Raw genomic sequence first — 6,855 nt, 5'->3', positions numbered from 1 at the left:
GCTGGACCGACTGGTCACAATGGCTGCCGTGCGATCGTGCGGTCGCGGTCCCGTCGGCCGCCGACGCCGCGCCGCTCGCGCTCACGCGGGCGATCGCGGAACCCGCCGGCTGGCGCTGGCGTATCCCGCTGCAGCATCGCACCGGCAACGGGCATGTCTTTTCCAGCCGCCACTGCAGCGAGGACGAAGCGACCGCGACGCTGCTCGCAGGGCTGGAGGGTGAGACACTGGCCGACCCGCGCGTGATCCGCTTCGCCACCGGGCACCGCACCCGGTTCTGGAGCGGCAACTGCATCGCGCTCGGCCTCGCGGCGGGGTTCATGGAGCCACTGGAATCAACCAGCATTCATCTGGTGCAGAGCGGGCTTCAGCATCTGTTGCGAATGCTTCCGGCGGGCGGTCCCCCTGCCCCGGCGATCGTCGACCGATATAATCGCACGATGACCGGCGAGTTCGTCCGGATCCGCGATTTCCTCGTCGCGCATTATCGCCTCAATGCCCGTACCGAACCCTTCTGGCGCGAGCGCGCGGCGGCGCCGATCCCGGATGGCCTCGCCGAAAAGCTCGCGCTGTTCCGCGCCGGCGGACGCATTTTCCGCGAAGCGGACGAGCTGTTCAACGAGGTCAGCTGGCTTGCTCTGCTGACCGGACAGGACGCACCCGTGACCGGCCATGACCCAATCTGCGACGCGCTGCCGATCGCCATCGCGGCAAAGCGGCTCGCTCAGATCGAACGCGTCGTCGCCACCTCGCTGACGCACATGCCCCCCCATGCCGACGCGCTGGCACGGTTGGGCCAGGACAGGACAATCTGATGCCCATCGCCCTCTTCCTTGCCGCGGCCGTCATCAACCTCAACCAGCTCGGCTTCCGTCCCGAAGACCCCAAGCTTGCGATCGTCGCCGATCACGCGACGCGGCCGCTCGACTGGGTCGTGGTCGACGACGCCGGCAAGACCGTGCTGGCGGGACGCACCAGCGTCGGCGGTGACGACGCGGCGTCGGGCGATCATGTCCATGTCGCGCGCTTCACCGCGCTCACCCGCCCGGGCAACTACCAGCTGCGCGTCGACGGGACCGAAAGCGGCCGTTTCCGCGTCGGCCGCGACGTCTACGCCCCACTCGCGCTGGACGCGCTCAACTTCTTCTACCAGCAGCGCGCCGGCACGCCGATCAACGCGCGCTGGGCCGGTGCCCGCTGGGCGCGCGCGGCCGGACACCCGCGCGAGGTCGCCGCCTGTTTTTCGGGCGCGGACGAGAAGGGCAATGTCTGGTCCGGCTGCCCCTATACGCTCGACGTCACCGGCGGCTGGTACGACGCAGGCGACCATGGCAAATATGTCGTCAACGGCGGCATCGCGGTGTGGACGCTGCAGAATCTCTACGAAACCGGGCTTGCGCGTCGCGTGTTCGCCGATGGTCAGGCGCGGCTGCCGGAAGCCGGCAACCGCCGCGACGACCTGCTCGACGAAGCGCGGTGGGAGGTCGAGTGGATGCTGCGGATGCAGGTCCCCACAGGCACCCGCGTCGCACTCCCCGTCGGGCCGCATGATCGCTCGGGCCGGCTTGCACTTACGCCGGTCGACGCGGGCGGCATGGCGCATCACAAGGTTGCCGACGCGCGCTGGACGACATTGCCGACCGCGCCCGCCGACGACAAGGAACCGCGGCTCCTCTACCCGCCCTCGACCGCGGCAACGCTGAATCTTGCCGCGGTTGCAGCGCAGGCCGCGCGGCTGTGGCAGCCGATCGATCCCGCCTTTGCCGCGCGGTGCCTTGCCGCCGCGCGCGCCGCCTGGACCGCCGCGCAGCGCAACCCCGCGATCTTCGCGGCGCAGGGCTTCACCGGCAGCGGCGGCTATGGCGACGAGACGCTCGACGACGAACGCGCCTGGGCTGCAGCCGAGCTGTTCGCGACGACCGGCGATACCGCCTACCGCGCAGCGCTGCCGACCGGCGCGACCGGCGAACCCGGCTGGGCCAGCGTCGCACCACTCGGCATGATCACGCTCGCGACCGCAAGCGGCGTTCCCGCGACGATCCGCGATAGCGCACGTGCGGCGATCGTCGCGGCCGCCGACGGCTTCCTCGCCGAAACCACGCACACCGGCTACCGCATCCCCTACGCGTCGCAGACCTATAATTGGGGCTCGAATTCCAGCATCCTCAACCGCGCGATGCTGCTTGGCCTCGCACAGCGTTTCACCGGCGATGCGCGCTACCGCGCCGGCGTCGTCGATGCGGCCGATTATATCCTCGGTCGCAATCCGCTGGGCCAATCCTATGTCTCGGGGACCGGGTGGAAGCCGCTGACCAACCCGCATCACCGGTTCTGGGCGCATCAGCTGTCGGCATCTTCGCCACCGCCGCCGCCGGGGGTGGTGTCGGGCGGCCCCAACAACAGCGCGATGGTCGATCCGGTCGCCGTGAAACTGAAAGGCCGGTGCGCGCCGCAACGCTGCTGGACGGACGACATCAACGCCTATGCGCTGAACGAGGTGGCGATCAACTGGAACGCGCCGCTCGTCTGGGTCGCCGCCTATCTCGACAGCGACTGACGCTCAGCGGCGCTGGAGCGATTTGAGCAGATAGCCGCGCATCCGCTCGGTCCGGTCCTGGCTGGCCGGCCCGAGCACGCCGCGCGCGGGCGCGGGCAGATGATCGCCCGCCGCCGCCGCCTCGTCGGCGAACACATAATGCTCGAACCACGCGCGCCAGCCCGCCTTCTCCGCCGCGGGCAGGTCGCGCACCGCCATCATCGCGTGCACCACCGCATGGAACGCCGACACGCTCGAATCATAGGCGCGCCAATAGTTGCACAGCACGTTGAGCGTCCCGAACGCCTGGACGTGATGCCACCAGATCGCCGGGATGAAGATCGCATCGCCCGGCCCCAGATCGGCCACCACCGCGTGGCCGAGCGCCTCGGCATAGCGCGGATACTGCTTCAGATCGGGCGCGAGCGGATCGACCATGCTCGAAGGCGGCCCCGCCAGCGTCCGGTCGAGCGGCCCCAGATAGAGATTGCCGACCTGATCGGGGGGAAACAGCGTGAACCGCCGCTCGCCAGCGACCACGCAGGCGAGATTGGTCGACCCGTCATAATGCGTCGCGGTCTGTGATCCGTTGCCGATCCACAACCGCGGCGTCGCCCCGCCCATCGGCAGATCGAGCGGGTTCGCCGCCGCCCACCCCGGCAGATGCTCGGGCGCGGTCGCTGCGTTCGCATAGAGGATGTGCCGTTCGGCTTCGGGGACGTCCGACAGGCGCAGCAATTCGCTCAGCAACACGTTGAGCGGCGCCTTTTCGCGGTGAAAGTTGAACCCTTCCAGATTATCGCCGCGATAGAAGAATTTGCCACCGAACGCCGGGCCGCCGATCAGCACCTCCATCGGCTTGCCGCCATCGCCGAGCCCAGTCAGATACGCCGCCGTCGCGCGATCGCCACCCGCCGCAGCCCGGACGCTGGCCCAGTGCGCGACCTGGCCGCGCAACACGATCGGCGCGTCGCGCAAAGCGATCTCGGCGGCAAAGGTCGCGGCGTCGACTGCGGCGCGTTCCTCGACACGGGCATCGGTGGGGGCAGGATGCGATATCGTCATCCTCCTGCGATAGCAGGATAATGCGCCGCGCCCTATTGCGTTTGCCGGCCCGACGAACCGGCTGGCCATCGATCAGGGTCGCCGCGCCCATCCCGCGACGCGCGCGTCGATCACCGCCGCGATCCGGTCGGCAATCACGGTCTGATCCGCGAGCGAGGGGTGCGAGTGGCACCCGGTGAAGGAAAGGCCGTTGACCGGAACATAGGTGAGCCACGGCGCGCCGGATCTGCGCAAGGTCGCGGCAACCTTGGCCACCTCCGCCTGGATCTCGCCATTGGCCATGTCCGTGGCCCACAGCACGATCTGTGCGCGTGGATCGCGCGCGTGGAGCGCTTGCACGAAGCGCACATAGCGTCGTTCGTAATCGTCGTGGAGCGCGTCGCGGCTCGCCCATGTTTCGCCGGCGTGAAGCGGTGTGGTGAAATCGTTGGTGCCGAGCGAGACGATAACCACCTGCGGATGCCAGCCGGGCGCGTTGGCGCGGGATCGATGATCGAACAGGGTAAAGGGATAGGCTTCGGGCAGCGTGTCGGCCGCGAACCCGCCATAGTTGCGCACAACCCCGCGCCCGGAGATCGCATTGACCGCGTAATCCGCGCCGTAGCGGCGTGCGAGCAACGCGCCAAAGCCGCGCGACGTATCTGTCGTCGCCCAGACCTCGTCCTGGGTACATTCGCGTTTGGACGACGTCACACCATAGCCGACGCTATGCGAGTCGCCGACGAACTCGATCTGCCGCGCGCGCTGCTCCAACCTCGCTCCGACAGTCCCCCGCTCGGCAAAGAACGGCCCGATGCCGGTCGGACCGGACTGACTTTCTGAAGCGACCTCGATGCGCAACACGTGGCGGCCGGCGGGCATCCCGGCGACGCGGTACAGGCCGAGGACTGGCTTGACGAGCGTCGTGATCCTGCGCCCATCGACGAATACGTGAAGTGCCACCTCGCCTGGCCCCACGTCGAACGATACCGCCGAGCCCCGAAACGCCGTCTCGGCATAACTGCCCGGCCACTGGCGAACAAAGCCGGCGCCTTTCCGCTCGAAACGGCCGTGCATTGTGGCCGGCAACAGCGTCAGCGCGACAGGCCTCTCTGTCAGGCGCTCGACGCGAGGCTGTGCGGCAGCCTCGACCGCCGCCGCAAGGATCATCAACCCAGCCGCCATTCCTGCCATCCGACCATGCGTTGCCATTCAAGAACCTCCTACCGCTCCTGCACCTCCTATCCCTTTCGCGACGACCCGGCGACCGGCGTGGTGGACGCGACCGTCGACCTGCGGCCGCTGTTGCCTGAGCCGGGGCGACCAGTCCCGAACCCGCCGCCAGAGGCATCGCATGGGACAAAAAGAGCCTTTGGTCGTTCGTGAGGGGAAACGGTGGCGGATCTTGCTTGAGGTCCGATTTCGACGGAGGGATGACATGGGTAGAATGATCGACGGCGCGTGGCACGCGGGCAAGGTGACGGAAGACAGCAAGGGCGGCGCGTTCGAACGGCAGGATGCGGGCTTTCGCGACTGGCTGACCCCGGTGGGGAGCCCCGGCCAAGACGGACAGCCCGGCCATCCGGCGACGCCCGGTCGGTATCACCTCTATGTCAGCTATGCCTGCCCCTTGGCACACCGGACGCTGATCGTGCGCGCGCTGCACGGACTGGAGGATGCGATCGGCGTCTCGGTGGTCGATCCTGTCATGCTGGACAATGGCTGGACCTTCGGCACGAGCCGCGGCGGCAGTGGCGATCCGCTGCACGACGCCGAGTTCCTGTGGCAGTTGTACGCCCGCGCCAGGCCGGACTATTCCGGCAAGGTCACCGTACCCGTCCTGTGGGATCGCGAGACCGACACGATCGTGTCGAACGAATCGGCGGACATCATCCGGATGCTCGCGGCGTTCGCCGGATCCGGACCGGACCTCTATCCTCATGCCCAGCGCCGGCAGATCGATGAGGTAAACGACCGTGTCTACGACACGGTGAACAACGGCGTGTACAAGGCCGGCTTCGCCACGACGCAGGACGCGTACGAGGCGGCGGTGCGCCCGCTGTTCGAATCGCTCGACTGGCTGGAAGAGAGGCTGTCCGGCAGCGACTGGCTGGTGGGCGAGGCGATGACGGAGGCCGATATCCGGCTCTTCACCACACTGGTGCGCTTCGATGCGGTCTATCACTTCCATTTCAAGTGCAACGTGCGCCGCATCTCCGACTATCCGGCGTTGGACGCTTACGTCGCACGGATGCTGGCAGATCCGCGCATCGCCGCGACGGTGCATCTCGATCACATCAAGACGCATTACTACGCCAGCCACCGCGACCTCAACCCTTGCGGAATCGTGCCCGTCGGTCCTGCCCTCCCTTGGGCTCACCTCACCGCGGGAGGCGATCAGACGCTCACCTGACCAGCCGATTGGCAGCAGTGACATGTTGGCGATGAAATGCTCGACGCCCGCGGCGACGAAGATGGCGACGGGGCTTATGATCACGGCGACCTTGCCCGACAGCGTTCTGGCGGACATCGCCATCCATACGGTCAGACAGACCAGCATGTTCGCCAGGACACCCGATGTCAGCGTCGCGAGCGCAGGCTCGTCGAGCTTCGAATCCATCGTCGCGGCTGCAGCGTCGCCGATCGTTCATGCCGCGTCGGATCGACACCTATTCCGATGCGATGGGCTAGACAGCATTCTCTACCTGATCTCGTGTTACGATCGCGTGTCCTCGGAAGGGGAACCTGGGCAAACACCGGCATCCCGTTCGGGCGGGCTCTCGGTCGCCGCATGATCAGCGCTCTCTGCGCGAGCGTCCGAGAGGGAATACCGTCAAACCTCTTCGGCCCGCATCACCGGTCGTGTGCTGCGCGAAGACGATGCCCGCCAAGAACGACCGCTTTTCCATGGGCCAGGGCCAGTTCGATATGAACATTCTTGCTGCGGTCATCGATTGCTTCGCTCGCGCGCCTTCGTTCTTGCTCAGCCCGGTCGCGATGATAGGCAACTCTTCCAGTCTCAGTCATCGACCCCTCGTCCCAATCCCACAATATATTCGTTAACCAACATACGTGAGAGGCATGCCGAGGTTCCCTGTCATCGGATCTTTCCGTGATCACAGCGGTCGCGATGCAGGATTTTCAAATCATGGAGCCATCGTCGAGGAACGGGAAAGAGCATAAGTCGCTGCGGGTGCCACAACCGGTCGAGACTGTTGAAAAACGCGTGCTTGCGACGACGAGGAAGGCGTGATTCACTCCTGCCAGGCGGCGGG

The 6,855-nt window shown here is 67.0% G+C and carries 5 protein-coding genes and 1 pseudogene; 3 read left to right on the top strand and 3 right to left on the bottom strand.

Annotation, left to right across the window (positions count from 1 at the left end):
- Both sphsw_RS09305 and sphsw_RS09300 read left to right on the top strand, forming a co-directional pair.
- The coding region (locus sphsw_RS09305) for a tryptophan 7-halogenase (protein WP_031440368.1) at window positions 1-815 on the top strand (815 nt) is incomplete at its 5' end.
- A complete protein-coding gene (locus tag sphsw_RS09300) occupies window positions 815-2,557 on the top strand; it encodes a glycoside hydrolase family 9 protein (protein WP_031440367.1) in 1,743 nt (580 codons plus the stop codon). The genes sphsw_RS09305 and sphsw_RS09300, both read left to right, overlap by 1 nt.
- Before the next feature lie 3 nt (window positions 2,558-2,560).
- Here sphsw_RS09300 and sphsw_RS09295 read toward each other — a convergent pair whose 3' ends face one another.
- The gene (locus sphsw_RS09295; protein ID WP_031440366.1) at window positions 2,561-3,601 is read right to left on the bottom strand and encodes a cupin-like domain-containing protein; all 1,041 of its coding nucleotides are present in this window, start codon (window positions 3,599-3,601) and stop codon (window positions 2,561-2,563) included.
- Window positions 3,602-3,673: 72 nt separating this feature from the next.
- A complete protein-coding gene (locus tag sphsw_RS09290; RefSeq protein WP_235188342.1) occupies window positions 3,674-4,750 on the bottom strand; it encodes an SGNH/GDSL hydrolase family protein in 1,077 nt (358 codons plus the stop codon).
- A gap of 268 nt (window positions 4,751-5,018) precedes the next feature.
- Here sphsw_RS09290 and sphsw_RS09285 point away from each other — a divergent pair, with 268 nt between their 5' ends.
- On the top strand, window positions 5,019-5,993 hold the full coding sequence (locus sphsw_RS09285; RefSeq protein WP_031440364.1) for a glutathione S-transferase family protein: 975 nt from the start codon (window positions 5,019-5,021) through the stop codon (window positions 5,991-5,993).
- Between the two features lie 60 nt (window positions 5,994-6,053).
- Here the strand turns inward: sphsw_RS09285 and sphsw_RS18840 are convergent.
- Window positions 6,054-6,200, bottom strand: a pseudogene (locus sphsw_RS18840) (formate/nitrite transporter family protein); the annotation flags it as partial.
- Between the last annotated feature and the right edge of the window lie 655 nt (window positions 6,201-6,855).

Source organism: Sphingomonas sp. FUKUSWIS1, from assembly GCF_000733135.1.
GTDB lineage: Bacteria > Pseudomonadota > Alphaproteobacteria > Sphingomonadales > Sphingomonadaceae > Sphingomonas > Sphingomonas aerolata.
This window is presented reverse-complemented; position numbering and strand designations above follow the sequence as displayed.